This window comes from Streptomyces sp. NPDC053665, assembly GCF_055585285.1.
In genome coordinates, this window is sequence record NZ_JBVJKK010000011.1 from 29,496 (window position 1) to 55,393 (window position 25,898).

Genomic DNA, 25,898 nt, shown 5'->3' on the forward strand with positions numbered 1-25,898 from the left:
CTGCGGCATCCGGGCGGGTCCCGGGCCGCGTCGCGGCAGCCGGGAGGGTCCCGGTCCGCGCCGCGGCGTCCGGGCGGGTCCTCGTCCACGCGGCCATAGTCGGCCGGGTCCCCGTCCATCCCGCCACAGTCGGCCGGGCGGTCGTTCCGGAGGGTCGGGTGCACCGGGGTGCGGCCGCCGGGCGGGTGGCCGCCTCGCAGGGCGGGGCTGTCCGGACCGCCGCAGCGAGGCGGGTGCCGAGCTGTGCTGCGGCATCCGGGCGGGTCCCGGGCCGCGTCGCGGCAGCCGGGAGGGTCCCGGTCCGCGCCGCGGCGTCCGGGCGGGTCCTCGTCCACGCGGCCACAGTCGGCCGGGTCCCCGTCCATCCCGCCACAGTCGGCCGGGTGGTCATCCCGGAGGGTCGGGTGCACCGGGGTGCGGATGCCGGGCGGGGACCGGTTCGCGCCGGCGCGGCCGGGCCGGCTCCCGCCGTCGGAGCGGGGTTGATCCCGTGATCGCCACCGTGAGCGCACCCGTGCCCGTCGTCCTCGCCGGTGCCCGCGGTCACGGTCGCTGGCACGTCGCGAACATCCGGCGTCTCCAGCAGCGGGGCCTCGTCCGGCTGGTGGGTGTCTGCGAGCTGACGCCGCTGGCCGGCCGGGAGCTCGACGGCCTGGGCACCCCCGAGCAGTCCGCCGACCTCGGGGCGCTGCTGGACTCCACGGGCGCCCGGATCGCCGTGATCTGCACGCCCATCCCCACCCACACCGACCTGGCCCTCACGGCGGCCGGACGCGGGGTGCACCTCCTGCTGGAGAAGCCGCCCGCGCCCTCCTACGCGGAGTTCCGCCGGATGGCCGACGGGGTCGCCGCGGCCGGGGTCGCCTGCCAGATCGGCTTCCAGTCGCTCGGCTCGCACGCCCTGCCCGCCGTCCGCGCCCTGATCGCCGAGGGCGCCATCGGCACCCTGGCCGGCGTCGGCGGCGCCGGGGCCTGGGTCCGCGACGAGGACTACTTCCGCCGGGCGCCCTGGGCGGGCAGACGGCGGATGAACGGCGTCGACGTGATCGACGGGGCGCTGACCAACCCCCTCGCCCACGCCGTCGCCACCGCGCTCGCCCTCGGCGGCAGCAGCCGCGCCGAGGACGTCCTCGGTGTCGAGACGGAACTGCTGCGCGCCAACGCCATCGAGTCCGACGACACCTCCTGCGTCCGCGTCACCACCGCTCAGGGCCACCCGGTCACCGTGGCCGCGACCCTGTGCGCCGAGCGGGCGGACGAGCCGTACGTGCTGGCGCACGGCAGCAGCGGCCGGATCACCTTCTGGTACAAGCAGGACCGCGTGCTGCTCCAGCGCGCCGGGCACGGCCCGCAGGAGACCGGGCACGGGCGCACCGACCTGCTGGAGAACCTCGTCGCGCACCTCACCACCGGCGCCGCCCTGCTGGCCCCGCCGGAGGCGACCGGCGCGTTCATGAAGGTGGTGGAGGCCGTCCGCACCGCGCCCGACCCGGCGCCGCTGCCGGACACCGCCTGGCACCGGGTCCCCGGCGAGCACCGCCGGGTGGTGCCCGGCGTCGACGGACTCGTCGCGGCCGCCGCCGACACCCTCTCCCTCTACTCCGAGCTCGGCGCCCCCTGGGCCCCGGCCGCCGAACCCCTGCCGAACGAGGTGAAGACCCGATGACCGGCGACGACACACCCATCCTGCGGGTGGCCGGCCGGCCGGTCGCCCGGTACGTCACCCGCCCCGAACTGCCCGCCCGGCTGTCTCCGCGCCCCTACCTGCACCCCGTCACCACCCTGGCCGGCACCACCGTGACCGAGTCCGGTCCGGCCGACCACGCACACCACCTCGGCGTCGGTGTCGCCGTTCCCGACGTCGAGGGGTTCAACTTCTGGGGCGGGCGCACCTATGTGCGCGACCGGGGCCCGACCGAGCTGGACAACCACGGCGCCCAGCGGCACGTCGCGTTCCAGCTGCGCGACCCGGACCGCTTCGTCCAGGAACTGCGCTGGGTCGCCGCGGGCGGCGAGCTGCTGCGCGAGCGCCGCACGGTCGCCGCCACCGAACTCACCGACCGCGCCTGGGCGCTGGACCTCGGCTTCTCCCTCACCAACGTCACCGGGAGACCGCTGTCCCTCGGCAGCCCGGCGACGAACGGCCGCCCGGGCGCCGCCTACGGTGGTTTCTTCTGGCGGGCCCGCAAGGAGGCGGCCCCGCCGCAGGTGTTCACCGCCGACCGTGACGGCGAGGCCGAGGCGCACGGCAGGAGCGCCGACTGGCTGGCCCTGGCCGGATCGGACTGGACGCTCGTCTTCGCCGGGGCCACCGAACGGACCCGCAGGGACCCCTGGTTCGTGCGGACCGCGGAGTACCCGGGGGTCGGGTCCTCGCTGGCCTGCGACGGCCGGCTGCCGATCCCGCCGGGCGGGACCGCGGTCCGCCGGATCGTCACCGTGGTCGCCGACGGCCGCCTCGACCGGGAGGGCGCGGCCTCCCTCGTCCGCAAGGCGGTGAGCGCGTGACGCGCGGAACGCCCCTGGACGCGGACACCTACACGAACCCGGTCCTCGACGCCGACTGGTCCGACCCGGACGTCGTGTGCGTCGGCGACGACTTCTACCTGACGGCCTCCAGCTTCGGCCGGTCGCCCGGCCTGCCGCTGCTGCACTCGCGCGACCTGGTCAACTGGACGCTGATCGGCCACGCCCTCGAACGCCTCTCCCCCGGGGAGGAGTTCGCGGCCCCCCGGCACGACTGCGGCGTGTGGGCGCCGTCCCTGAGGTATCACGACGAGCGGTTCTGGATCTTCTGGGGCGACCCCGACCGGGGTGTGTTCCAGGTCAACGCGCCGGACGTCAGGGGCCCCTGGAGCCGCCCGCTCCTGCTGAAGGCGGGCAGGGGGCTGATCGACGCCTGCCCCCTGTGGGACGAGGAGACCGGAGAGGCGTACCTGGTGCACGCCTGGGCCAGGTCGCGTTCCGGCGTCAAGAACCGCCTCACCGGCCACCGCATGCGTCCCGACGGCACCGGACTCCTCGACGAGGGCACGGTGATCGTCGACGGCGACCGCATCCCCGGCTGGTTCACCCTGGAGGGCCCCAAGCTCTACCGGCACGACGGCTGGTTCTGGATCCTCGCCCCCGCGGGCGGTGTCGAGACCGGCTGGCAGGGCGCCTTCCGCTCCCGCGGCTTCTTCGGGCCGTACGAGGAGCGGATCGTGCTGGAGCAGAAGGACACCGGTGTCAACGGCCCCCACCAGGGCGGCTGGGTGCGCACCCCGTCCGGTGAGGACTGGTTCCTGCACTTCCAGCAGCGCGGCCCCTACGGGCGGGTCGTGCACCTCCAGCCCATGTGCTGGGAGCACGGCTGGCCGGTCGTCGGCGACGACGGCGCCCCCGTCACCGTGCACCGCCGCCCCGCCCTGCCACCGCAACCACCCGCCGCCCCCGCCACCGACGACGACTTCCCCGGCGGGCGGTACGGCGTGCAGTGGCAGTGGACCGCCGATCCGGCCGACGGCTGGGCCACCCGGCACTCCGGGGACGGACTGCGGCTGGTGTGCGTCCGCTCGGGCGGCCCCCACGACCTGCGCACGCTGCCTCATGTGCTGACCCAGCGGCTGCCCGGCAGCCCCTGCGCGGCCGAGGTGGAACTGCGCCTGGACAGCGGCGAGGCGGGGGCGCGGGCGGGCCTCGCCGTGCTCGGCGACGCGTACTCCTGGATCGGCCTGCAACGGGGCGCCGACGGGTCCGTGCACCTCGTGCACCGCTTCGCCGAGGCCGCGGGGGGCGGGGAGCGGGACGCCGGGCACGCCCGGCCCGCCCCCGGCGGCCGGGCCCGGCTGCGCGTCGAGATCGGCCCGGGCGCGCGCTGCCGCTTCTCGGCCGACACCGGCGACGGATTCCGGCCGTCCGGGCCCGTCTTCGCGGCCACCGCGTGGCGCTGGGTCGGCGCCCTGCTCGGCCTGTTCGCGCTCGCGCCCGACGGCCCGGGACACGCCGGGCCCGCGACCTTCACCGGCTTCACCGTCACCCCCGCATGACCCACCTCGTACGCCTGTGGGGAGCCCTGATGACGCACCCCCGCAGCAAGCGCTCGCGAAGGCTCCGACGCCTCTCGCCGTCCCCCCACACCCACGAGTTCCGCCGGATCAGGAAGAAGAGAGCCGACCAATGAAGATCAGCAATCGCAGAAGCAGGCGCGCCGCCACGGTCGTCGCCCTGGGGGCCGTGCTCGCGCTGACCGCCACCGCCTGTGGTGACGACGGCAGCGGGGCGGGCGGCGACAAGGGCGCCGAGGGCAGCGGCAAGGGCAGGATCGTCTTCTGGGACAACAACGGCGGTGTCCGCACCGAGATCTGGAAGGAGATCATCGCCGACTTCGAGAAGGCCAACCCGGACATCGACGTCGAGTACGTCGGGATCGCCGCCACCGAGTACCAGTCGAAGGTCGACACCGCCCTCCAGGGTGGCGGGCTGCCCGACGTGGGCGGTGTCGGATCGGCGATGATCGCCGGGTTCGCCGCGCAGGGCGCGCTGGAGCCGCTGGACGAGCGGCTCGCCGGCTCCTCCCTCGACGGCCGGCTCAACAAGGACATGGTCGAGTCGCTGAAGGCGGCCGGCGGCGACGACACGCTCTACTCGGTCCCGACCTCCGCCAACAACGGCGTGCTGTACTACCGCACCGACCTGTTCGAGAAGGCCGGGCTGGAGGAGCCCACGACGTGGGAGCGGTTCTTCACGGCCGCCGAGAAGCTGACGGACAAGGGCGGCAACGCGTTCGGCTACACGATCCGCGGCGGCGCCGGGTCCATCGCGCAGGCGCTGGACGCCATGTACGGGCAGTCCGGGATCACCTCGTTCTGGGACGCCGGCGGCGAGAGGACCACGCTCGACGACCCGAAGAACGTGGCGGCGCTGGAGAAGTACGCGGGCCTGTACAAGAAGGTCACCCCGGCCGCCGACCTCAACAACGACTTCACGAAGATGGTCGCGCAGTGGGACTCCGGCACGATCGGCATGCTGAACCACAACCTGGGCTCGTACCAGGACCATGTGAAGGCCCTCGGCGCCGACAAGTTCCGCGGCGTTCCGCAGCCGACCGGTCCGGGCGGCAAGCGCGTGCAGGTCTCCAACCCCGTGGACGGGCTGGGACTGTTCAAGAGCGGCAAGAACAAGGAAGCCGCCTGGAAGTTCATCGAGTTCGCCACGTCCCGGGCGGAGAACTCGAAGTTCAACGAGGCCGCGGGCCAGGTGCCGTCGAACACCGACGCGGCGAAGGACCCGTGGATCTCGAAGGCCGAGCCGACGAAGCTGGCGGCGCAGGCGCTGTCGGACGGTTCCACGTCGATCGTGCAGCTGCCGTACTACCTGCCCGACTGGAACACGATCTCCAAGGCGGACAACGAGCCGAACTTCCAGAAGGTCCTGCTCGGGAAGATGAGCGCGAAAGCGTTCCTGGACACCATGGCCGAGCAGCTGAACGCCGCGCAGAAGGAGTGGAACGAGCAGAAGGCGTAGGCGCGGTGACGACCGCGGGGCGGCCTGACGTGTGCCGGGTGCGGGCCGCCCCCCGGCCGGTCGCGCAGGTCCCCGTCCGCCCGGAGGCCGCACCCCTCCGCTCGAAAGGTGCTCCACGTGTCCGCAGACCCGACGCAGAAGGAAGAGACCAGAACCATGAACGTCCGCAAGTGTCATGATCATGCCATTGTGAGGGCGGTCGCCGTGGCCGGATGTGCCGCCCTCGTGCTGTCCGTGAGCGGAACGGGCGCCCAGGCCCGGCCGTCCGACCCCGCCCGCGCGACCCTGCCGGCCGGCGACGGCTGGGGTTCGTACGGCACCGGCACCACGGGCGGCGCCGCCGCCGACGCCGCACACGTGCACACCGTCACCACCTGGGAGCAGTTCCGGGCCGCCCTGCGGCAGGGCGGATCCGCACCGAAGATCATCAAGGTCAAGGGGATGATCGACGCCGTCTCGCAGGGCTGCGACGCGTTCGCGGCCGAGGGCTACGACCTCGGGACCTACCTCGCCGCCTACGACCCGGCCGTCTGGGGCCACGACAAGCCGGTCAGCGGGGAGCAGGAGGACCTGCGGGCCGCGTCGGCCGCCCGCCAGGACGCCGCCATCAAGGCGAACGTGCCGGCCGACACCACCATCGTCGGCGTGGGCAAGGGCGCCGGGATCCGCGGGGGCAGCCTCCAGATCAAGGGCGTCGACAACGTCATCGTCCGCAACCTCCACCTCGAGGCGCCGGTCGACTGCTTCCCGCAGTGGGACCCGACCGACGACGGCAACACCGGCGCCTGGAACTCCGAGTACGACGGAGTGGTGGTGTACGGCTCCACCCATGTGTGGATCGACCACAACACGCTCACCGACGGGCGCCACCCCGACAGCTCCCTGCCGCAGTATTTCGGCAAGGTGTACCAGCAGCACGACGGGCTGCTGGACGTGGTGCGCGGCTCCGACCACGTGACCGTGTCCTGGAACGCGTTCCGCGACCACGACAAGACGATGCTCATCGGCAACAGTGACGGCGCCACCGCCGACGACACCGGCAAGCTCAAGGTCACCCTCCACCACAACCGCTTCGAGGGCATCGTCGAGCGCGCCCCCCGGGTGCGCTTCGGGCAGGTCGACTCGTACAACAACCACTTCGTCGTCACCAAGGGCCAGAAGTGGGGGTACGTCTACGGCATCGGCAAGGAGTCCCGGCTCGTCGCCGAGCACAACGCCTTCACGCTGGCCCCCGGGTTCAGCCCGGCGAAGATCCTCAAGAAGTGGAGCGAGGCCCCCCTCACCGCCGCGGACAACTACGTCAACGGCAGGCGAACCGACCTCGTCGCCGTGCACAACGCCGAGATCCCGGGCGAGTTCCTGCAGACCGGTGCGGGCTGGACGCCCACCCTGCGCACCCGGCTGGACCCGCCCAGGGCCGTGCCCGGCATCGTCGGGCAGCGGGCCGGCGCCGGCCGCCTCCGCTGACGCCCTCCCCCTGCCGGCCGGGGCGGACCCGACGCCCGCCCCGGCCCCCTGTGCGACGACCCCCGAAGGAGCACCCGCATGCCCGTGTCCCGCAGAGGATTCCTGACCGCGAGCGCCGCGAGCGCCGGGAGCGCCGCGGCCGCCCTGGTGGCCGGCCCGGCCGCGGTCCCGGCCCGCGCCACGGGTCCGGGGCGCCCGTTCGGCCGCTACGGCTCACCGGCCGCCCGCCTGACCCCGGCCACCCTGTACGTGCACCCGGCCGGTGCCGGCGACGTCACCACCGTCCGGGACGCAGTGGCCGCGGCGGACGGACCCGGGCACACCCTGGTCATCGCCCCGGGGACCTACCGGCAGACCGTCGCCGTCGACCCCGCCCGCACCGGCATGACCTGGATCGGAGCGAGCGAGGACGCCCGGGACGTCGTGATCGTGTACGACAACGCGGCAGGCACTCCCAAGCCCGGCGGCGGCACCTACGGCACCACCGGCTCGGCGACCGCCACCGTGCAGGCCGACGGGTTCACCGCACGCTGGATCACCTTCGCCAACGACTGGCTGCGCGCCGACCACCCCGGCGTCACCGGCACTCAGGCCGTCGCCCTCAAGGTGCAGGGCGACCGGTCCGCCTTCCACCACTGCCGGTTCCTCGGCCACCAGGACACCCTGTACGCCGACACCATGGCCCTCGGCACCGTCGCCCGGCAGTACTTCGCGCACTGCCACGTCGAGGGCGACGTCGACTTCGTCTTCGGACGGGCCACCGCCGTCTTCGCGCACTGCCGCTTCCGCACCCTGACGCGCGCCGACTTGCCTGGCGCCCCCTACGGCTTCGTCTTCGCGCCCTCCACGGCCCGCACCACCCCGCTCGGCTACCTCGTCACCCGCAGCCGGGTCGACGGCGACGCCCCGGACGGCTTCTACAAGCTGGCCCGCCCCTGGGTGCCCAGCTCCGACCCCACCGCCCGCCCCATGCTCACCGTCCGCGACACCCGGCTCGGCCCGGGCATCGACGCGGCCGCGCCCTACGCCGACATGTCGAGCGCCCACCCCTGGCAGTCGATGCGGTTCGCCGAGTACCGCAACACCGGTCCCGGAGCCACCGTCACCGTGCCGGAGAACCGCCCCCGGCTGACCCCCGAGCAGGCGCGGGCCCACACCCGGCGGACCTGGCTCGGCGACTGGCGGCCGGTCTGAACGGGTTCTCAAGGACCGGCGACGGCGCCCCCGCCGGGTGCGAACCGGCGGGGACGCCCGGCAGACCGGCCGAGGGGGGCTCGGACGGTGCTGCGCCGACCGTCCGGAGGGGGGCTCCGGAGGGTCGCGGTACCGGGGCGTCGGCTGGGGGGCCGGACGCCCCGGCGACCGGCGGACCCCAGGGGGGCCGGGGTCGGCCGGGGACTCGGTGCGGACTCGTCCGAGGAGACGGATTCCGGGCGGCGGGGGTTCAGTCCTTCAGCGCCGCTTCCATCATCGCCCTGGCGACCGGTGCCGCCAGGCCGTTGCCGCTCACCTCCGAGCGGGCCGCGTCGGACTGCTCGACGACGACCGCCACGGCGACCTCCTTGCCCGACGCGTCGGACGTGCCGTACGAGGTGAACCAGGCGTAGGGCACCTGGCTGTTGTTCTCACCGTGCTGGGCCGTGCCCGTCTTGCCGCCGACGGTCGCGCCCGGCACCCGGGCGTTCGTGCCGGTGCCCTTCTCCACCACCGTCCGCATCGCCGACCGCAGTTGCCCGGCGGTCGAAGAGGACATGATCCGCTTGGAGCCCGCGTCGTCGTAGTCCTCCAGGACGTCACCGCCGCTGTCGGTGATCTGCGCGACCATGTGCGGCGAGACCAGCTTGCCGCCGTTGGCGATGGCCGCCGACACCATGGCCATCTGGAGCGGGGTGGCGGTGACGTCGAACTGGCCGATCCCCGTCAGAGCCGTCTGCGACGGATGCATGTCCGAGGGGTACACGCTCGTGTAGGCCCGCACCGGCACGTCCAGCTCGTCGTCGTTGAAGCCGAACTTCTCGGCCATCGCCTTCACCTTGTCCTGGCCCAGCGTGACGGCCATCTTCGCGAAGACGTTGTTGCACGAGTACTGCAGTGCCGTGCGGATGGTGGCGTTCGTGCAGGGCGCGTCGGGGTTCTCGTTGGTCAGCTCGCGGGTCGTGCCCGGCAGGGTGTACGGGTCGGGGCTGTCGGTGCGCTGGTCGACCGACGCGTACAGCCCGTCCTCCAGCGCCGCGGCGGCCACCACCAGCTTGAACGTCGAGCCGGGCGGCAGCGGCTGCCGCAGGGCCCGGTTCACCAGCGGCTTGTCCGGGTCCGCCGTGAGCTTCTTCCAGGCCGTTCCCGCGGTGTTGGCGTCCGTCAGCGACGAGGGGTCGTACGAGGGGGACGACACCACCGCCAGGATCCTGCCGGTCCCCGGGTCGATGGCGACGGCCCCACCCTTCTTGTCGCCGAGCGCCTCGACCGCGGCCTTCTGCACGTCCGGATCGATCGTCGTGATCACGTTGCCCGGGTCGGCCCGCCGGCCGGTGAGGGTGTCCATCACCGACCTCAGCCGGCTGTCCGTGCCGTTGAGCAGGTCGGTGTAGATGCCCTCCAGCTGGGTCGGCGCGTACGCCTGCGACGCGTACCCCGTCACCGCCGCGTACAGGCTGCCGTCCGGGTACGTCCGCTTGTACGCGAGGTCGCCCGTCGTCGTCGGCGCCGAGCCGGTGACCGACCGGCCGCCCACGATGATGTTGCCGAGCGGCGCCGAGTACGTCTCGATCGCGTTCCGCCGGTTGTCCTTGTCGTCTGCCAGCGCCCGGCCCTCGTAGAACTGCACCCACGTGGCCCTGATCAGCAGGGCCAGTACGAGCAGCAGGGTGAAGGCGGAGGCGCGCCTGATCGTCTTGTTCATGGCGACCGGAAAGACGAACGGCGCCGGGCGGATCGTTCCCGTCCGTCCCGTTTTCTCATCCGGCGGCCCGGTTTTCTCATCCGGCGTTCAGGAAGCCCGCCTCGTAGGCGGCGATCACCGCCTGGGTGCGGTCCCGGGCGCCCGTCTTGGCCAGGACGGCCGCCACGTGCGACTTCACGGTGGCCGGTCCCACCTCCATGCGCCGGGCGATCTCCGCGTTGGTCAGCCCGCCGGCCAGGTGCCGCAGCACCTCCTGCTCACGGGCGGTGAGCCGCGCCACCCAGGCGGGCGGCGTGCGGTGCGCACGGGCGTGCTCGGTCGCCAGTGCGCGCACGGCCGCCGGGAAGAGCAGGCTGTCGCTGCGCGCCACCAGCCGGACCGCCTGCACGAGGGCGTCGGCGTCCGCCCGCTTCAGCAGGAACCCGGACGCACCCGCGCGCAGGGCGTCGTACACGTAGGAGTCGTTCTCGAAGGTCGTCACCACGACGATCCGGGGCGGCCCGTCCAGGGTGGCCAGGATCTGCTCCGTGGCCCGGATGCCGTCGGTCCCCGGCATCCGGACGTCCATCAGGACCACGTCCGGCCGCAGTTCCCGGACCACCGACACCGCCTCGGCGCCGGTGGCCGCCTCGCCCACCACGTCCAGGTCCGGTTCGGCGGACAGGATGGCGCGCAGCGCGGTGCGGACCATGCGCTCGTCGTCGGCGAGGACGACGCGGATCACGGCGGGCGGGTTCATACGGGTCCTCTCACGCGGGCCCGCCCGGTGCGGGCCCCTCGATCGGCAGGCGGACGTGCAGCCGCCACGTCCCGCCCGCGGGCCCGGCCGTCGCCGTCCCGCCCAGCAGCCGGGCGCGGTCCGCGACGCCGCGCAGTCCGTGGCCGCCGCCGGGGCGGGGGTGCCGCGAACCGGTCAGCGGATTCTCCACGGTGATCTCCAGCCGTCCGCCGGTGACCGCGACGCGCACGTCCACCGCGGCCCGCTCACCGCCGTGCCTGAGGGCGTTGCCCAGCCCTTCCTGCACGATCCGGTAGGCCTCGCGGGACACCAGCGCGGGCAGCTTCTCCGGGTCGGCGGCGACGGTGGCCCGCACGCGCCGCCCGTCCGCCCGGGTGCGCCGCAGCAGCCCGTCCAGGTCCTCGGCGAGTGTGGGCGCCGGTGCCGTGCCCGGGGCGTCGCCCGCACGCAGCACGCCCAGGACGGCGTCGAGTTCGCCGACCGTGCGCCGGGTGGTGTCCTCGATCGCGGCGAGGGCCTCGCGGACGAACTCGGGATCGGAGTCCAGGACCCGGCGGGCCGCGCCCGCCTGCAACGTGACGGCGCTGAGCGCGTGGCCGACGGAGTCGTGCAGCTCGCGTGCCAGCCGGTTGCGCACGGCCAGGTCGGCTGCGCGCGCCTCGGCGGCGGCGAGCCGGTCCTGCGCCGAGGGTCCGAGCAACCGCGGCGCCCCGTGGGCCAGCAGGGCGCCGCACCCCGCCGCGCAGCCCGCCAGGGCGGCGAGCGACAGCACCCCGGCGACCGGGGACAGGAGCAACGCCCAGGTGTGGTCGAAGACTTCGGGCAGCCCGAGCCGGTCGCCGCGCAGCGCCGAGAGGACCGGGAGCAGGATCAGCACGGCGGCGAACGGCGGCAGGGCCAGCGTCATCCCGGCGATGATCCCGCCGAGGCCGAGATGCAGCGTGAACCAGGCCGCCGTACGGCCCTTCTCACCCCGCGTCCGGGCGGGAGTGCCGGCCAGCCGGTCCGGGTCGACCCCGCACAGCCAGCGCACCGCCGCGGACTCCAGCGGCCGGGTCAGCGGGAACAGCGAGGTGACGGCCGCCAGCGGCAGACCCACGGCGAAGGAGGCGAGTTGCAGGGGGAAGGACCCGAAGACGTCCGCGGACCCGGAGACCGGGCCGACGATCGTCGTGCCGACCAGGACGTAGGGCATGGCGAGCGCACCGCCCAGGATCAGGTGGATCCAGCGCAGGCGCGTCCGCCGGCCGAACAGCGAACGGGCGGCCCGGATCACGCCGCGCGCCGTGCGGCCCCGGCCGAACGCTCCGCGAGGTGACGGGCGACGACGGCGGCGACGAGCAACCCGACGAGCATCTGCCCAGCGTAGGCGAGGCTCAGCAGCGGCGTGGGACGGTCCGCGATGTCCTGCGCACCGCCGAGGGAGGCCAGCGACAGCCAGCCGCCCCAGCAGGCCGCGGCGGCCGAACCGGTCCAGGCGAGCCCGAGCGGCACGCCCGCCGGCAGCTCCCGCCCGCGCCGGAAGACGAGCAGGAGGACACCGGCCACCGCCGCCGCCAGGAACAGCGCGAAGACGGCCTCCAGGACGTGGTCGTCGGCGGTGCGGTCCGCCGCCCGGCGCTCGCCGAGTCCGGCCGTGGCTCCGCAGGCCCACAGGACGTGCAGGGTCAGCGGGAGCAGGGCCAGTACGGTCGCCGTGACGGCGAGGAAGCGGTGCGCGGGCCACGCGGCACCGGCGGGCAGCTCCCGGACCCGCCCGCGCCACAACCACCCCCAGCGGTCCCGCGTGTACAGGACGAACAGCCCGCCCAGCGCGAGCCCTTGGAGGATGAAACCGGTGTACACGACGGTGAACACCCACTCGTGCAGGAACGGAGCGCGCTGCGCCGGGCGTCCGCCCCCACCGCCGGCTCCCCGCACGGCCAGCTGCGCCGGGAACCCGGTCATGACCGGGGCGAGCAGCCCGGTGGCGACCCACAGGGGGAAGGCGAGCAGCCAGGCCGGCACCCGCAGCCCCCAGGGCCTGGTCAGCACCAGGGCGAGCACGATCACCGCGCTGTCCAGCAGGACCGACAGGCCGTTGACCACGGCCATGCCGACGCGGTCGTCGAGCAGGGAGCTGCCCTCCGGGATGCCGAGGCGGCTCCCGGCGATCCAGGCGGCCTTCAGCCCGAGGTACGGCACGCAGGAGACGACGGCCACGGCCCGCAGGGCGCGTCGCGTCCGTCCGGTCCGGGCGGCGGGCCGGGACGTGGCGGCGGGCCGGGTCGTGGCGGCGGGCCGGGTCGTGGCGGCGGGAGCGGGCGGCTGCGTCATGGGATCAGACTCGCGCGGCGACGGCCCGCACCGCCTCCTGCGCGGCGACGATCCGCCTCCGCCGCGCGGGGGAGAGGGGCTCAGCCCTCCAGGACCAGCACCGTCTCGTCGATCTCGGCACCTCGCGCCCGCGCGAAGCCCCGCGCCGAGGCCACGGCGCGGAACCCGCACTTGTCCAGCACGCGCAGCGACCCGGCGTTGTCCGAGGCCGCCCTCGCGTACAGGGGGCGTTCGGGGACCTCGGCCAGCAGCGCCCGCAGCGCCGCCGTGGCGATGCCCTTGCCCCAGTACGCGCGGTCGATCCAGTACGTCACCTCCCGCTCGCCCGGTTCCCCGTACACGGCCGCGCTGCCGACCACGTCCCCGTCGGCCAGGACGGTGCGCAGCACGTCGCCGGAGGAGCGGATCCTCGCCCAGTGGGCGTCGAAGGCGGCCCGGTCGGCGGGGTCCGCGGGGGTGAAGGCCGCCATGTGCAGCGACTCGGGGTCGTTCGACTGCCGGAAGAAGACGGGCAGGTCGCTGTCGTGGACGGGACGGAGCGCGATCTGCACCTTCACAGCCTCCGGGTCGCCAGGGTCAGCCGGTCCCGTGCGTCGAACAGCGCGTCCTTCACCAGTTGTTCGTGCGCCGGGGTCAGCCGGGCCACCGGCACCGAGCAGCTGATCGCGTCCCGCGCCGGCGTCCGGTACGGGATGGCCACGCCGAAGCAGCGCAGCCCCAGCGTGTTCTCCTCGCGGTCCACGGCGAAGCCCTGCTCGCGCACCTGGTGCAGCTCCTCGATGAGCTTCTCCCGGTCGGTGATGGTGTGCTCGGTCAGCGCGGGCAGCGCCTCCGGCAGCATCGTGCGGACCTGCTCGTCCGAGTACGTGCTCAGCAGCGCCTTGCCGAGGGAGGTCGAGTGCGCGGGCAGCCGCCGCCCGACCCGGGTGAAGGGGCGCAGGTAGTGCTGCGACTGGCGGGTGGCCAGATAGACGACGTTCGTGCCGTCGAGGCGGGCGAGGTGGATCGTCTCGGTGGTGTCGTCCGAGAGCCGGTCCAGGGTCGGGCGGGCCGCGGCGACGACCTCGTCGCCGTCGATGTACGAGGTGCCGACCAGCAGCGCCCGCACGCCGATGCCGTAGCGCGTGCCCGTCGCGTCCGTCTCCACCCAGCCCAGCTCGACCAGGGTGCGCAGCAGCATGTAGAGGCTGGACTTCGGATACCCGACGGCCTCCTGGACCGCCGCGAGGGAGTGCATCCCGGGCCGTCCGGCGAAGTACTCGAGCAGTTCAACCGTTCTCACCGCGGACTTGACCTGCGCCCCGCCGCCCGTCTCGCCAGCCGACATCGCCCTTGACCCCTTCGTTCCACGGGAAATAGTCTCCACAGCGTATTCATCATCAGAGACAGCGTTCAGTATATCGAACGTCCCTGGTGGATGACCCGGAACTGCGGCAATACATGTGTGGAGGGACCCGCGGTGGCAGCAGCACCAGTCTGGAGTGTCGACCCCCGAACCGGGAAGCAGCGGGAACAGGTTGCGGTGGAGGCCACAGCCCAGGAGGTGGACGCCGCCGTCCGTGCCGCGCACGAGGCGCGGGGCGCGCTGGCCGACCGCACCGTCCGCGCGGCCTTCCTGCGCACCGCGGCGGACGAACTGGAGGCGGCCAGGGACGGACTCGTCGAGACCGCCGACGCCGAGACGGCGCTCGGCCCGGTCCGGCTGACCGGTGAACTCGCCCGCACCTGCTACCAGCTGCGGGCCTTCGCCGGCATCGTCGACGAGGGCGCCTTCCTCGACATCGTCGTCGACCACCCCGACGACACCGCCACCCCGCCGATCCCGGACCTGCGCCGCTACAAGGTGCCCCTGGGCGTCGTCGCCGTCTACTCGGCGTCGAACTTCCCCTTCGCCTTCTCCGTGCCCGGCGGCGACACCGCCAGCGCCCTGGCGGCCGGTTGCCCCGTCGTCGTCAAGGCCCACCCCGACCACCCGGGCCTGTCGGAGTACGTCGCCAAGGTGCTGCGCCGCGCCGCCGCCCGGCACGACGTCCCCGAGGGCGTCGTCGGCCTGGTGCACGGCTTCGACGCGGGCATCGAGCTGATCAAGCACCCCCTGGTCGCGGCCGCCGGGTTCACCGGGTCCGTGCGCGGCGGACGCGCGCTGTTCGACGCGGCGGCGGCCCGTCCGGTGCCGATCCCCTTCCACGGCGAGCTGGGCTCCCTGAACCCGGTCGTCGTCACCGAGGCCGCCGCCGCCGAGCGCGCCGAGGAGATCGGCGCGGGCCTGGCCGGCTCGATGACCCTGGGCGTCGGCCAGTTCTGCGTGAAGCCCGGCCTCGTGCTCGCGCCGTCCGGCGCCGCCGGCGACGCCCTGCTGAAGTCCCTGACCGACGCCGTCAGCGACACCGACGCCGGTGTGCTGCTCGACCACCGCATGCGCGACAACTTCGTCGCCGGTGTCGCCGAGCGGGCCCAACTGCCCGACGTCGACTCCCCGGTCACGCCCGGCGCGGGCGGGGAGCACACCGTCAGTGCCGGCTTCCTCACCGTCCCGGCGAGCAGGCTGGCCCAGGAGGGCGGCGAGCACGACCTGCTGCTGGAGGAGTGCTTCGGGCCGGTCACCGTGGTGGCCCGCTACGACGACGAGACCGAGGTCGAGGCGGTGCTGTCCCGGCTGCCGGGCAACCTCACGGCGACGGTCCAGCTGTCGCGGGAGGAGGCCGCCGGGCAGGGCCGCGGCGCCGAGATCCTGGCGGAGCTGACGCCACTGGCCGGACGCGTGCTGGTGAACGGCTGGCCGACCGGCGTCGCGGTCGCGCCGGCGCAGCACCACGGTGGCCCGTACCCGGCCACGACGTCGACGTCCACCTCGGTGGGCGGGACGGCGATCGAGCGGTGGCTGCGGCCGGTCGCCTACCAGAACGCGCCCGAGGCGCTGCTGCCGCCCGAGCTGCGGGACGACAACCCGCTGGGGTTGCCGCGGCGGGTCGACGGGCGGCTGGAGCGCTAGCGCGACGGGCCCGGCCGGGGGTCGGGGCCGTAGGGGTGCGGGTGCGGTGGATTGCGGGCTGCGGGTTCGTCGTGGTCGATCGCGCAGTTCCCCGCGCCCCTGAAGGTGGGACCTGAAAGAGTTGGTCGAATGGAACTGGAACTTCCCGAACTTCCTTTCGGGCTGCGTACCTACGGGCCCGACGGTCATTGGTCCTACGAGGACGGTGTGCTCACCGGGTGGGCCGGGGCGCGGCAGGACCGGTTCGTGCCGCCCACCGGGGAGGGCCTGGACCCCGCCTCGGACGCGCCGCGGCTGCTGGGCGCGCCCGAGGGGGACTTCCAGCTGATCGCCAGGGTCACGGTCGGGTTCGGGGCCGCCTTCGACGCCGGCGTGCTGTACGTGCACGTCGCCGAGCGCGCCTGGGCCAAGCTGTGCCTGGAGTACTCCCCGGACGTCCCCACCGTCTGCACGGTCGTCACGCGGGGCCACTCCGACGACGCCAACTCCTTCACCGTGGAGGGCAGTTCCGTCTGGCTGCGGATCAGCCGCACCGGCCGGGCCTTCGCCTTCCACGCCTCCCGCGACGGCGAACGCTGGACCTTCGTCCGCCTGTTCACCCTCGGCGGCGAGAAGGAGAGCGGGGCGGCCCTCGTCGGTTTCATGACCCAGTCGCCGATGGGGGAGGGTTGCGTGGTGACCTACGATCACCTCGCCTTCCGCCCCCGCTGGCCGGACGACCTGCGCGACGGCAGCTGAGCCGGGAACCGCCGCCCGCTCCTTCCACGTCCTCGGTTCCATGATCGGTGACCGAGTGAGCCCCGGCCGCGTCGTCCGCACCGTCCTGCCCGCCGAGCTGGCGGACGTCGTCGCGCTGCACGCGCGGGCCCGGGCGACGTACTACCCCGACGGGGTCCCGCAGGACGGCACCGACTGGCACGCGGCCTGGCGGTCCGCGATCACCCGGCCGGACGGTCGGGTGCTGTGCGTCGTCGAGGCGGGGCGCATGACCGGCCTCGCGTCCTTCCGGACGGCCTCGGGAGCCCCTGCGGACGAGGTCACGCTGTTCCAGTTCCACGTCGACCCCGGCCACTGGCGCCGCGGCGTCGGCACCGCCCTGCACACCGCCTGCCTGGAGGAGTGGCGCGCCGACGCCAGGCGGACGGCCGTCCTCGACGTGCATGTGGACAACCTGCGGGCGCAGGCGTTCTACCGGCGGCAGGGCTGGGTGCCCGAGCCGGCCGGCCCGGGGGAGCACCACCTGCGGATGCGGCTCGCCCTGCCGGGCGCGTGAGCGGGGCGGGGAATACGCATCACTGCTTGAACGTTCAGGCACCGGCGGAGGGAGTCTCCGTACCGCACGACCTGGAGAGAGCCGACACATGCGCGTCGAGATCTGGAGCGACATCGCCTGCCCCTGGTGCTACGTGGGCAAGGCCCGCTTCGACAAGGCGCTGCGGGACTTCCCGCACCGCGACGACGTCGAGGTGGTGCACCGCTCCTTCGAACTGGACCCGGGCCGCGCCAAGGGCGACGTCCAGCCCGTGATCACGATGCTCACCGCGAAGTACGGCATGAGCCCGGCACAGGCCGAGGCCGGCGAGGACAACCTGGGCGCGCAGGCCGCCGCCGAGGGACTCGACTACCGCACCCGCGGCCGCGACCACGGCAGCACCTTCGACATGCACCGCCTGCTCCACTTCGCGAAGGACCACGGCCGCCAGGAACAGCTGCTGGACCTGCTGTACCGGGCCAACTTCGCCGAGGAGCGGTCCGTCTTCGACGACGACGAGCGCCTGGTGGACCTGGCCGTCGCCGCCGGCCTGGACGCGGACGCGGTGCGCGCGGTGCTCACCGACCCGGGCGCCTACGCCGATGAGGTGCGCGCCGACGAGCGCGAGGCCGCGCAGCTCGGGGCGAACGGCGTCCCGTTCTTCGTGCTCGACCGCAGGTACGGCGTCTCCGGCGCCCAGCCCACCGAGGTCTTCACCCGGGCCCTGACCCAGGCGTACGGCGAACGGGCGCCGCTGACGATCGTCACCGGCGCGGGCGCGGAGGACGGGAGCGCGGAGGGCGCGGATGCCTGCGGTCCCGACGGGTGTGCGGTGCCGCAGCGGTGAAAACCCAGCTCGGAGCCCATGCATAAGCGTTCCTTGGGAATATCACGCACTTTTCGGCAATGGACGGGGAGACCCGGGGGACGCACAGTGGTCCCATGGAGACCTTCGAGAACCTCGTCCGTGCCGAGTTCACCCCGAAGCACACCTTCCTCAACACCGCGAGCAACGGCCTGCTGCCCGCCCGCGCCGTCAGCGCGATGCAGCAGGCCGTGCGGATGCGCGCCGAGGGCACGCCCCTGGGTCCCCTGTACGAGCACGTGGAGGCCGCCCGCGCGTCCTTCGCCCGGCTGGCCGGCGTGCCGGCGACCCGCGTCGCGACGGGCGCCTCGGTCGCCGAGTACGGCGGGCTGATCGCCGCGTCGCTGCCTGCCGGAGCCGAAGTCCTCACCGCCGAGGGCGACTTCTCGTCCCTGGTGAACCCCTTCCACGTCCGCGGCGACCTCAAGGTCCGGGCCGTGCCCCTGGAGCGGCTCGCCGAAGCGGTCCGGCCCGGCACCGCGCTGGTCGCCGTGAGTGCCGCCCAGTCCGCCGACGGGCGGCTCGCGGACCTGCCCGCCGTGCGCGAGGCGGCCCGGGCGCACAGGGCCCGCACCTACGTCGACGCCTCCCAGTCCGCGGGCTGGCTGCCCCTGGACGGCGACGCCGACGACTTCGTAGCCGCCGTCGGGTTCAAGTGGCTCCTCGGACCGCACGGCGCCGCCTTCTTCGTCGTCCCCACCGGCTTCGGCGGGCTCACCCCGCTGCTCGCGGGCTGGGTCGCCGGCGAGGTCCCCTGGGAGAGCTGCTACGGCCCGGTCGAGGAACCGGCCCGCTCCGCGCGCCGGTTCGACATCAGCCCGTCGCTGTTCAGCTACGCCGGGCTGCGCGCGTCACTGGAACTGATCGAGGAGATCGGCGTCGACGCCGTGCATGCCCACGACACCGCCCTCGCGGACCGCTTCCGCGCGGGACTGGCCGAGCTGGGTCACCGGCCCGTCGACGCGCCGGGCTCCGCCATCGTGTCCGTGCCCGGGCTCGGCCACCGGCAGGGCGAACTGAGCCGTGCGGGCATCGAGGTCTCCGACCGGGCGGGCAACCTGCGGGCCGCGTTCCACCTGTACAACACGGCGGCGGACGTCGACCGGCTGCTGGACGCCCTCAGGGCGTGAGGGCACACGAAAACCGGGTGGGGCCTCCCGTCCCACACGAGGAGGCCCCACCCGGCAGCCGAGTCACGCGGCTCCGTCACCGCCGGCGGTGATCACCGCACCGGCGTGAAGTCCCGCGCCCCAATGAACTCCGGTCGGCGGACCGGGGCGGCGAACGGTTCCTCCGCCGTGTTCTCCACGCTGTTGAACACGATGAAGACGTTGCTGCGCGGGAACGGCGTGATGTTGTCGCCGGAGCCGTGCATGCAGTTGCAGTCGAACCACGTCGCCGAACCGGCCTTGCCCGTGAAGAGCTTGATGCCGTGCTCGGCGGCGAACCGGGTCAGCGCCTCGTCGGACGGTGTCCCCGCGTCCTGCATCTGCAGCGACTTCTTGTAGTTGTCCTTCGGCGTCTCCCCCGCGCATCCGAGGAACGTCTTGTGCGACCCCGGCATGATCATGAGCCCGCCGTTGGTGTCGTGGTTCTCGGTCAGCGCGATCGAGACCGACACCGTGCGCATCCGCGGCAGCCCGTCCTCGGCGTGCCACGTCTCGAAGTCCGAGTGCCAGTAGAAGCCACTCGCCCCGAAGCCCGGCTTGACGTTGATCCGCGACTGGTGGACGTAGACGTCCGAACCGAGGATCTGCCGCGCCCGGCCGACGACCCGCTCGTCGCGGACCAGCCGCGCGAACACCTCGCTGATCTTGTGGACCTCGAAGACCGAGCGGATCTCCTGCGACTTCGGCTCGACGATCGACCGCTCGTCGGCACGGATGCCCGGGTCGGCGACCAGCCGGTTCAGCTCGTCGCGGTAGACGGAGACCTCGTCCTCGCCGATGAGCTCGTCGATGGCGAGGAAGCCGTCACGCTCGAACGACAGCAGGTCGGCCGGCGCGACCGGGCCCGGGGCGTCGGGTGCGCCCCAGACGACCGGGTCCTGCCGGGGCGTGAGCACCTCGGAGGCGCCGCGCGTCGGGTAGAGGTCGGGCGTACCGGTGGTGGGGGTCGTGTCGGTGGTGGCGGTCATGGAACGTCACACCTCCTCGGTGAGCAGCGGGTAGACGCCGTTCTCGTCGTGGTCCTCCCGTCCGGTCACGGGCGGGTTGAACACGCAGAGGCAGCGGAAGTCCTCCTTGACCTTCAGCGTGTGCCTCTCGTGGCCGTCCAGGAGGTACATCGTGCCGGGCGTGATCGTGTGCTTCTGCCCGGTCTCGTGGTCGGTCAGCTCGGCCTCGCCCTCCACGCAGACGACGGCCTCGATGTGGTTCGCGTACCACATCGACGTCTCCGTACCCGCGTAGAGGATCGTCTCGTGCAGGGAGAAGCCGACCTTCTCCTTGGCGAGGACGATGCGCTTGCTCTCCCACGTGCCGGACGCCGCCTTCACGTGCCGGTCGGTGCCTTCGATCTCCTTGAACGAACGGACAATCACGGTGCTGCGATGCCTCCTAGGTGGGGTGGTGCCGTGGTGCTGTGGTGCCGGGGGTCAGGCGGTCTCGCGGACGGCGCGGGCCAGGACGGACAGGCCCTCGTCCAGCTCCTCCGGGGTGATCGTCAGCGCCGGGAGCAGCTTGACGACCTCGCTCTCCGGGCCGGACGTCTCGATGAGCAGTCCGAGCTCGAAGGCGCGCTTGGCGACCTTGCCGGCGCGGTCCTTGGCGTGGAACTCCATGCCCCACACCAGGCCGCGGCCCCGGTACTCCTTCACGTCGGCCAGGTTCTCCTCGGTGATGGAGATCAGGGCCTGCTCGACCTGCTCGCCGCGCGTGCGGGTCTGCTTCTCCATCGCCGAACCGTCGGCCCAGTACGCCTCCAGGGCCGCGGTGGCCGTGACGAAGGCGGGGTTGTTGCCGCGGAACGTGCCGTTGTGCTCGCCGGGCTCCCAGACGTCGAGCTCCGGCTTGAACAGGCACAGCGACATCGGCAGGCCGTAGCCGCTGATGGACTTGGAGACGGTGACGATGTCCGGCGTGATGCCGGCCTCCTCGAAGGAGAAGAACGCACCGGTGCGGCCGCAGCCCATCTGGATGTCGTCGACGATGAGCAGCATGTCCTGCCGCTCGCACAGGTCGGCCAGCGCGCGCAGCCACTCGGGCCGGGCCACGTTGATGCCGCCCTCGCCCTGCACGGTCTCGACGATCACGGCGGCCGGCTTGTTCAGGCCGGAGCCCTGGTCCTCCAGGAGCCGCTCGAACCACAGGAAGTCCGGGACCTGGCCGTCGAAGTAGTTGTCGAACGGCATCGGGGTGCCGTGCACCAGCGGGATGCCGGCGCCGGCCCGCTTGAAGGCGTTGCCGGTCACGGCCAGCGAGCCGAGCGACATGCCGTGGAAGGCGTTGGTGAACGACACGATCGCCTCGCGGCCCTTCACCTTGCGCGCCAGCTTCAGCGCGGACTCCACGGCGTTGGTGCCGGTCGGGCCCGGGAACATGACCTTGTACGGCAGGTCGCGCGGGCGCAGCAGCAGGTTCTGGAAGGTCTCCAGGAAGCGGCGCTTGGCGGTGGTCGACATGTCGAGCCCGTGCGTGACGCCGTCCCGCTCCAGGTAGTCGATCAGCGCCCGTTTGAGGACGGGGTTGTTGTGCCCGTAGTTCAGCGACCCCGCTCCGGCGAAGAAGTCGAGGTACTCGTGGCCGTCCTCGTCGTACATGCGGCTGCCCACCGCACGGTCGAAGACGGTGGGCCAGCCGCGGCAGTAGCTGCGTACCTCGGACTCCAGGGTCTCGAAGACGCTCAGGTCGGGCTGGGTGATGGTCACGGCGAATCGCTCCTCGGTGCGTGGGGGAAGTCTGGGCGGGAGGTGGGAGAAGTCTGCGCGGGACGTAGGGCAGGAAGTGAAGTCAGGAGGACAGCGGGCCGATGCGGTAGAGGACCTCGGCGTCGTGCGGCCCGTCGGGGAACAGGCCCGCGTCGAACAGCACCTCGCGCTCCAGCCCGGCGCCGTGGCGCTCGGCGAACGACGTGAACAGGCGCTCGGAGGCGGTGTTGCCCGGGGTGATGGTGGTCTCCACCGTCGTCACCCCCTGCTCGGCGGCGGTCCGCGCGACCAGTCCGTCGAGCAGCGCGGCCGCCAGCCCGCGTCCGCGGTGGGTCTCGTCCACCGCCACCTGCCAGACCAGCAGGGTGCGCGGGCTGTCCGGCCGCACGTACCCGGTGATGAAACCGATCGGCTCGCCGTGGGCGTCACGGGCCACGGCCGACGTGGCTGCGAAGTCGCGGCACCACAGCAGATAGCTGTAGGACGAGTTCACATCGAGAACCTTCGAGTCCTTGGCCATCCGCCACAGTGCGGCTCCGTCGGCCACCGTCGGTCGGTCGATTTGCAGGTCTGCTTGTACGGCGGTCATGCAAATCGAACTTACCCAGCCGAATTCAAAAATGCATCGGGGGAGGGGCTTACATGTGGGCCGGACTCGTGTTATCACGCGGGCGCGTAGATCAACGCGAGGTCGCGGAACATTGTCCTGGTTCGCACGGAAAGTTCCGGGCAAATCGGTCGCGTTGTGTAACGCGTCACAACCATGTGACCCTCACGCGAGGCGCCGTAATTGCCTCGCGAAAGGTCCTCGAAATCTACGCGTTTAGGACCGGGAAAAGCGGGCAGAAGAACGTGGTCGGCTGTTCTCGGAAGAATTCCTCATTGTGTGCGCCAGCTTACACGGATGCGATATCACGCAGGCATTCGGAATTCATGTACCGGTCACTCCGTCGATGCGTTCGCGCAGGAGATCCGCGTGCCCGTTGTGCCGCGCGTACTCCTCGATCAGATGGATGAGGACCCAGCGCAGGCTGACCTCCATCCCGGGCACCGGCCCCTCGGCCACCCGGCCCACGTGGTCCAGCGGCAGCCCGGCCGACAGCTCCCGCCCCCGGGCGATCTCCCGCCGCCAGATCCCGAGCGCCTCGTCCAGCCCCCGGGCCGGATGCAGCGCGTAGCCCGTGCCGTCCTCGAACACGGGGGGTACGTCCTGACCGCAGGCCACGCGCTGGAACCAGTTCCGCTCGACCTCGGCCAGGTGCTGCACCAGCCCGAGCAGGGTCAGGGAGGAGGGCTCCGCCGCGGCCGTGCGCACCTGCGCGTCGTCGAGCCCGGCGCACTTCAGTTCCAGGGTGGCCCGGTGGAAGTCGAGCCAGCTCTCGAGCATGGCCCGCTCGTCACCGGTGGTACGCGGGACGGGCCGGCCGTCGGGGAGGGTGAGGGGGGAGTCGGTGGTCATGCCGGGGAGCATGGCACGGGCCACTGACAGCGGCCCCCGCCCCGGTGGGACGCACCACTGACAGCGACAGCGACAGCGGCCCCGCCCCCGGTGGGACGGGGCCGCTGCCTGTGGGCGGTCGGCGGGTGGCTAACGCCACGCCTGCTCCGCCGCGCGGAGTGCGCCCTCCACGTCGACCGTCAGCCCGGACTCCGCCATCGCCCCGCCCAGTGCCGCCAGGCTCGCCCGCACGGCTCCGGGCGTCGCGTCCGCGCCGTAGTGGTTGACCCGGATCATCTCCTTGGCCAGCGCACCCCCGCCCGCGGCCAGCGGCAGCGCCGGGTCGGCCGCCAGGGCCCGCGCCACCAGCTCCGAGGCCACCACGCCGGCCGGGGCCCGCAGGGTCGTCGCGACCGGTGCCGCGTCCCGGGCCTCGTGCACGTACGGCTCCAGGCCGCCCCCGAGCGCCGGCGCCCCGGCTCGGGTCGCCGCCGCGGCCGAGGCGTGCCGGGCCATCACCGTGTCCAGCCCCGCGGCCTCGATCCGCTCCACACACGCCTCCAGCGCCAGCATTTCCAGCTGCGCGGGGGCGTGCAGCAGCGCCTTGCGCCCGCCGTCGATCCACCGCTCCTTCCAGTCGAGGAGCGACAGGTAGGACCGGCGCGGGGCCCGCGGGTTGGACGCCATCCGGGCCCAGGCGTGCTCGCTCACCGACACGGCGGACACACCGGCCGGCCCGCCCATCGCCTTCTGCGCGCCGATCACGCACAGGTCCACGCCCCAGGCGTCCGGCAGCACCGGCTCGGCGCCGATGGAGGCCACCGCGTCCAGGTAGAACAGCGCCCCGTGCGCGCGGACCACCTCGCCGATCTCCGCGACCGGATTGGTGTTGCCGGTGGCGGCCTCCGCGTGCACCAGGGAGACGAAGTCGATCTCCGGGTGCTCGGCGAGGGCCTGCCGGATCTGCTCGGCCGTGACCGCCGTGTGGAAGGGAACCGCCAGGTCGATCACCGTCGCACCGCAGTCGCGCAGCCAGTCGCCGAAGGTCTGCCCGTACGGTCCCGTGATCACGTTCAGCGCGGTGGTGCCCGGACCGGCCGTGGCGCGGATGGCACCCTCCAGCGGCAGCAGCGCCTCGCCCTGCATGATCACGACATCCTGCTCGGTGCTCAGCAGCCGGGCCACACGGTCCTCGATCGCGGCGAAACGGTCCGCGCCGAGCGGGGCCAGGTCCAGAAACGGATGCGTCACGGCAATGCTCTCTTCACTCACAGGTTCAACGGCAACGAGGGTAACCGGCGGTCCCCTTCCCCTCGCGCGGCGAGGCCCGGTCCCGGCCCCCTTCGAGGTGGTCGGACCGGCTCACTAAGGTGCGGTGCATGAGCGAACGCGCGGTGCTGCACGTGAGGGGACGGGTGCTCGTCGGGCCCGAGGACGTCCGGGACGAACTGTGGGTGGTCGACGGCCGTGTCACCTACGACCGTCCGTCCGGAGCCGGGGACGTGCGCACCGTCAGGGGCTGGGCGCTGCCCGGCCTGGTGGACGCGCACTGCCACGTCGGGCTGGACCGGCACGGCCCGGTGCCCGCGGACGTCGCCGAGAAGCAGGCGCTCACCGACCGGGACGCCGGCACGCTGCTGATCCGCGACGCCGGCTCGCCCTCCGACACCCGCTGGATCGACGACCGCGAGGACCTGCCGAAGATCATCCGCGCCGGGCGGCACATCGCCCGCACCCGGCGCTACATCCGCAACTACGCCTGGGAGATCGAGCCGGAGGACCTCGTCGCGTACGTGGCCCAGGAGGCCCGGCGCGGCGACGGCTGGGTGAAGCTGGTCGGCGACTGGATCGACCGCGACCTGGGCGACCTGTCCGCCTGCTGGCCCCGCGGGGCCGTCGAGGCGGCCATCGCCGAGGCCCACCGGCTGGGCGCCCGCGTCACCGCCCACTGCTTCGCGGAGGACTCCCTGCGGGACCTCGTCGAGGCCGGCATCGACTGCATCGAACACGCCACGGGCCTGACCGACGACCTCATCCCGCTGTTCGCCGAGCGGGGTGTGGCCATCGTGCCGACCCTGGTGAACATCGCGACGTTCCCGCAGCTCGCCGACGGCGGCGAGGGCAAGTTCCCGCGCTGGTCGGCCCACATGCGACGGTTGCACGAACGCCGCTACGACACCGTGCGGGGCGCCTACGACGCCGGCATCCCGGTCTTCGTCGGCACCGACGCCGGGGGAGCGCTGGCCCATGGTCTCGCGGCGGCCGAGGTCGCCGAACTGGTCACCGCGGGCATCCCGCCCGTGGAGGCCCTGGCGGCGGGCACCTGGACGGCCCGTTCCTGGCTCGGGCGCCCCGGCCTGGAGGAGGGGGCCCCGGCCGACCTCGTGGTCTACGACGAGGACCCGCGGGCCGACGTGCGCGTCCTGGCCGCACCGCGCCGGGTGGTGCTGAACGGGCGCGTGGTGGGCTGAGGTCTCTCGGCCACCCGGGTGACGTCGGGGAACGCCTGTGCCGGGAGATTCGAAAAGCCGCGCGGTCTCGCCACGTTGGAGTGAAG

At 73.2% G+C, this 25,898-nt stretch carries 24 protein-coding genes; 12 read left to right on the top strand and 12 right to left on the bottom strand.

What is annotated here, in order from left to right; translation table 11 throughout:
• Positions 1-490: 490 nt before the first annotated feature.
• The 6 genes from ACZ6ZN_RS31850 (at position 491) to ACZ6ZN_RS31875 (ending at position 8,166) form a co-directional block, all read left to right on the top strand.
• Positions 491-1,666 (top strand): Gfo/Idh/MocA family protein, encoded by a 1,176-nt coding sequence (locus tag ACZ6ZN_RS31850; RefSeq protein WP_469651620.1) that lies wholly within the window; start codon positions 491-493, stop codon positions 1,664-1,666.
• Positions 1,663-2,508, top strand: a complete 846-nt coding sequence (locus tag ACZ6ZN_RS31855; RefSeq protein ID WP_469651622.1) for a DUF6807 domain-containing protein — start codon at positions 1,663-1,665, stop codon at positions 2,506-2,508. Before ACZ6ZN_RS31850 ends, ACZ6ZN_RS31855 begins: the two co-directional genes overlap by 4 nt.
• A complete protein-coding gene (locus ACZ6ZN_RS31860; protein WP_469651624.1) occupies positions 2,505-4,028 on the top strand; it encodes a glycoside hydrolase family 43 protein in 1,524 nt (507 codons plus the stop codon). Before ACZ6ZN_RS31855 ends, ACZ6ZN_RS31860 begins: the two co-directional genes overlap by 4 nt.
• A gap of 130 nt (positions 4,029-4,158) precedes the next feature.
• Positions 4,159-5,505, top strand: coding sequence for an ABC transporter substrate-binding protein (locus ACZ6ZN_RS31865; protein WP_398112377.1), 1,347 nt, complete (start codon positions 4,159-4,161; stop codon positions 5,503-5,505).
• A gap of 156 nt (positions 5,506-5,661) precedes the next feature.
• Complete coding sequence (locus ACZ6ZN_RS31870; protein ID WP_469651626.1) at positions 5,662-6,972, top strand: pectate lyase family protein; 1,311 nt, start codon at positions 5,662-5,664, stop codon at positions 6,970-6,972.
• Between the two features lie 78 nt (positions 6,973-7,050).
• A complete protein-coding gene (locus ACZ6ZN_RS31875) occupies positions 7,051-8,166 on the top strand; it encodes a pectinesterase family protein (RefSeq protein ID WP_469651628.1) in 1,116 nt (371 codons plus the stop codon).
• A 250-nt stretch (positions 8,167-8,416) separates the two neighbouring features.
• On the opposite strand, the gene ACZ6ZN_RS31880 is transcribed toward ACZ6ZN_RS31875, so the two are convergent.
• From ACZ6ZN_RS31880 to ACZ6ZN_RS31905, 6 genes are all read right to left on the bottom strand, one after another.
• A complete protein-coding gene (locus ACZ6ZN_RS31880; RefSeq protein ID WP_469651630.1) occupies positions 8,417-9,871 on the bottom strand; it encodes a peptidoglycan D,D-transpeptidase FtsI family protein in 1,455 nt (484 codons plus the stop codon).
• Positions 9,872-9,947: 76 nt separating this feature from the next.
• Complete coding sequence (locus ACZ6ZN_RS31885; RefSeq protein ID WP_469651632.1) at positions 9,948-10,610, bottom strand: response regulator transcription factor; 663 nt, start codon at positions 10,608-10,610, stop codon at positions 9,948-9,950.
• Positions 10,611-10,620: 10 nt separating this feature from the next.
• Positions 10,621-11,886, bottom strand: coding sequence for a sensor histidine kinase (locus tag ACZ6ZN_RS31890; protein WP_469651634.1), 1,266 nt, complete (start codon positions 11,884-11,886; stop codon positions 10,621-10,623).
• Positions 11,883-12,926: a hypothetical protein gene (locus ACZ6ZN_RS31895; RefSeq protein WP_469651636.1), complete on the bottom strand. Its 1,044-nt coding sequence runs from the start codon at positions 12,924-12,926 to the stop codon at positions 11,883-11,885. Before ACZ6ZN_RS31895 ends, ACZ6ZN_RS31890 begins: the two co-directional genes overlap by 4 nt.
• A gap of 80 nt (positions 12,927-13,006) precedes the next feature.
• Positions 13,007-13,477 carry a GNAT family N-acetyltransferase gene (locus tag ACZ6ZN_RS31900; RefSeq protein ID WP_398112382.1) on the bottom strand — a complete coding sequence of 157 codons (471 nt, stop codon included), beginning with the start codon at positions 13,475-13,477 and terminating at the stop codon, positions 13,007-13,009.
• A gap of 2 nt (positions 13,478-13,479) precedes the next feature.
• The gene (locus tag ACZ6ZN_RS31905) at positions 13,480-14,253 is read right to left on the bottom strand and encodes an IclR family transcriptional regulator (protein ID WP_398112383.1); all 774 of its coding nucleotides are present in this window, start codon (positions 14,251-14,253) and stop codon (positions 13,480-13,482) included.
• Positions 14,254-14,385: 132 nt separating this feature from the next.
• On the opposite strand from ACZ6ZN_RS31905, the gene ACZ6ZN_RS31910 reads away from it, so the two are divergent.
• The 5 genes from ACZ6ZN_RS31910 (at position 14,386) to ACZ6ZN_RS31930 (ending at position 19,165) form a co-directional block, all read left to right on the top strand.
• A complete protein-coding gene (locus ACZ6ZN_RS31910; protein WP_469651639.1) occupies positions 14,386-15,918 on the top strand; it encodes an aldehyde dehydrogenase (NADP(+)) in 1,533 nt (510 codons plus the stop codon).
• Positions 15,919-16,047: 129 nt separating this feature from the next.
• Positions 16,048-16,656: a DUF1349 domain-containing protein gene (locus ACZ6ZN_RS31915; protein WP_469651641.1), complete on the top strand. Its 609-nt coding sequence runs from the start codon at positions 16,048-16,050 to the stop codon at positions 16,654-16,656.
• 40 nt (positions 16,657-16,696) lie between these two features.
• Positions 16,697-17,191: a GNAT family N-acetyltransferase gene (locus tag ACZ6ZN_RS31920; protein ID WP_398112387.1), complete on the top strand. Its 495-nt coding sequence runs from the start codon at positions 16,697-16,699 to the stop codon at positions 17,189-17,191.
• Positions 17,192-17,279: 88 nt separating this feature from the next.
• Positions 17,280-18,017, top strand: coding sequence for a DsbA family oxidoreductase (locus tag ACZ6ZN_RS31925; RefSeq protein ID WP_469651644.1), 738 nt, complete (start codon positions 17,280-17,282; stop codon positions 18,015-18,017).
• Positions 18,018-18,112: 95 nt separating this feature from the next.
• On the top strand, positions 18,113-19,165 hold the full coding sequence (locus ACZ6ZN_RS31930; RefSeq protein WP_469651646.1) for an aminotransferase class V-fold PLP-dependent enzyme: 1,053 nt from the start codon (positions 18,113-18,115) through the stop codon (positions 19,163-19,165).
• 92 nt (positions 19,166-19,257) lie between these two features.
• On the opposite strand, the gene thpD is transcribed toward ACZ6ZN_RS31930, so the two are convergent.
• The 6 genes from thpD to ACZ6ZN_RS31960 form a co-directional block, all read right to left on the bottom strand.
• Positions 19,258-20,172, bottom strand: a complete 915-nt coding sequence (gene thpD / locus ACZ6ZN_RS31935; protein WP_398112390.1) for an ectoine hydroxylase — start codon at positions 20,170-20,172, stop codon at positions 19,258-19,260.
• Between the two features lie 6 nt (positions 20,173-20,178).
• On the bottom strand, positions 20,179-20,577 hold the full coding sequence (locus tag ACZ6ZN_RS31940) for an ectoine synthase (protein ID WP_369197715.1): 399 nt from the start codon (positions 20,575-20,577) through the stop codon (positions 20,179-20,181).
• A 54-nt stretch (positions 20,578-20,631) separates the two neighbouring features.
• Positions 20,632-21,903 (bottom strand): diaminobutyrate--2-oxoglutarate transaminase, encoded by a 1,272-nt coding sequence (gene ectB / locus ACZ6ZN_RS31945; protein WP_451877396.1) that lies wholly within the window; start codon positions 21,901-21,903, stop codon positions 20,632-20,634.
• An 82-nt stretch (positions 21,904-21,985) separates the two neighbouring features.
• A complete protein-coding gene (ectA, locus tag ACZ6ZN_RS31950) occupies positions 21,986-22,492 on the bottom strand; it encodes a diaminobutyrate acetyltransferase (protein ID WP_451877397.1) in 507 nt (168 codons plus the stop codon).
• A 342-nt stretch (positions 22,493-22,834) separates the two neighbouring features.
• Entirely contained in the window at positions 22,835-23,362 is a 528-nt protein-coding gene (locus tag ACZ6ZN_RS31955; RefSeq protein ID WP_469651650.1) for a DinB family protein, read from the bottom strand.
• 129 nt (positions 23,363-23,491) lie between these two features.
• Positions 23,492-24,592, bottom strand: coding sequence for a pyridoxal-phosphate-dependent aminotransferase family protein (locus tag ACZ6ZN_RS31960; RefSeq protein WP_469651652.1), 1,101 nt, complete (start codon positions 24,590-24,592; stop codon positions 23,492-23,494).
• 128 nt (positions 24,593-24,720) lie between these two features.
• Here ACZ6ZN_RS31960 and ACZ6ZN_RS31965 point away from each other — a divergent pair, with 128 nt between their 5' ends.
• A complete protein-coding gene (locus ACZ6ZN_RS31965) occupies positions 24,721-25,812 on the top strand; it encodes an amidohydrolase family protein (protein ID WP_451877400.1) in 1,092 nt (363 codons plus the stop codon).
• Positions 25,813-25,898: the final 86 nt, after the last annotated feature.

Excerpts from the sequence above, each read along its gene's own strand:
- ACZ6ZN_RS31855 (WP_469651622.1), top strand. The coding sequence starts at position 1,663 with ATGACCGGCGACGACACACCCATCCTGCGGGTGGCCGGCCGGCCGGTC.
- ACZ6ZN_RS31865 (WP_398112377.1), top strand. The coding sequence starts at position 4,159 with ATGAAGATCAGCAATCGCAGAAGCAGGCGCGCCGCCACGGTCGTCGCC.
- ACZ6ZN_RS31870 (WP_469651626.1), top strand. The coding sequence starts at position 5,662 with ATGAACGTCCGCAAGTGTCATGATCATGCCATTGTGAGGGCGGTCGCC.
- ACZ6ZN_RS31875 (WP_469651628.1), top strand. The coding sequence starts at position 7,051 with ATGCCCGTGTCCCGCAGAGGATTCCTGACCGCGAGCGCCGCGAGCGCC.
- ACZ6ZN_RS31880 (WP_469651630.1), bottom strand. The coding sequence starts at position 9,871 with ATGAACAAGACGATCAGGCGCGCCTCCGCCTTCACCCTGCTGCTCGTA.
- ACZ6ZN_RS31885 (WP_469651632.1), bottom strand. The coding sequence starts at position 10,610 with ATGAACCCGCCCGCCGTGATCCGCGTCGTCCTCGCCGACGACGAGCGC.
- ACZ6ZN_RS31895 (WP_469651636.1), bottom strand. The coding sequence starts at position 12,926 with ATGACGCAGCCGCCCGCTCCCGCCGCCACGACCCGGCCCGCCGCCACG.
- ACZ6ZN_RS31905 (WP_398112383.1), bottom strand. The coding sequence starts at position 14,253 with ATGTCGGCTGGCGAGACGGGCGGCGGGGCGCAGGTCAAGTCCGCGGTG.
- ACZ6ZN_RS31915 (WP_469651641.1), top strand. The coding sequence starts at position 16,048 with ATGGAACTGGAACTTCCCGAACTTCCTTTCGGGCTGCGTACCTACGGG.
- ACZ6ZN_RS31920 (WP_398112387.1), top strand. The coding sequence starts at position 16,697 with ATGATCGGTGACCGAGTGAGCCCCGGCCGCGTCGTCCGCACCGTCCTG.
- ACZ6ZN_RS31925 (WP_469651644.1), top strand. The coding sequence starts at position 17,280 with ATGCGCGTCGAGATCTGGAGCGACATCGCCTGCCCCTGGTGCTACGTG.
- ACZ6ZN_RS31930 (WP_469651646.1), top strand. The coding sequence starts at position 18,113 with ATGGAGACCTTCGAGAACCTCGTCCGTGCCGAGTTCACCCCGAAGCAC.
- thpD (WP_398112390.1), bottom strand. The coding sequence starts at position 20,172 with ATGACCGCCACCACCGACACGACCCCCACCACCGGTACGCCCGACCTC.
- ectA (WP_451877397.1), bottom strand. The coding sequence starts at position 22,492 with ATGACCGCCGTACAAGCAGACCTGCAAATCGACCGACCGACGGTGGCC.
- ACZ6ZN_RS31955 (WP_469651650.1), bottom strand. The coding sequence starts at position 23,362 with ATGACCACCGACTCCCCCCTCACCCTCCCCGACGGCCGGCCCGTCCCG.
- ACZ6ZN_RS31965 (WP_451877400.1), top strand. The coding sequence starts at position 24,721 with ATGAGCGAACGCGCGGTGCTGCACGTGAGGGGACGGGTGCTCGTCGGG.